At 42.9% G+C, this 576-nt stretch carries 1 protein-coding gene; it reads right to left on the reverse strand.

Annotated elements, in window-relative coordinates; translation table 11 throughout:
- Positions 1 to 576: SLBB domain-containing protein (locus R7Z50_RS29550; protein ID WP_318150021.1), on the reverse strand; the 576-nt coding region annotated here is incomplete at both ends.

Raw genomic sequence — 576 nt, forward strand, 5'->3', positions numbered from 1 at the left:
TGATGGTAAATGCGTTATAAGTTAAGCCGCCAGCTGCCTCAATTAAGGTAGAAATCGTCATGCGCGGAGTAATTGGGTAGCGCCCTGGATATTTTACCTCACCGAATACTTCTGCAATTTGTGGAGCCAAGCCTAAACGCGATTGCTGTTGAAGTTGCAGCAGAACGGGAGCAAGCAATGTGCGGCGAGTATTTTGTTTTAACACCTCAAAATCATCTTTCGTGATTTCTTTACCACGGAATACAATCTTTGGTTGTTTTGAATCTTTTTCTAGCGGAGTTGCAGAAGAAACAGCAACTGATGAGCTCATTACCTCTTGCTCTTTCAACTGCTCTTGTTGCGCTTGAAGTTGAGCTTGCTCTAAGGTTTTCGCTTTGGAAACGGTTTCTTGATCCGCTAACGTATCCAAATCTTCGTTATTGAAGCGGTTAAACACCAAGACTCGATCGCGAGAATTCAGCTTCAAGTTATCTTTACTCGTTGGAGAAAGAATCGCATTAGCAAGGTTAACTTGGTAAACCTCAATATCGCGTTGAGGATTAATCTCACGCACAACAACGGCATAGCTTACATCTG

Source organism: Vibrio sp. 1249-1, assembly GCF_033340495.1.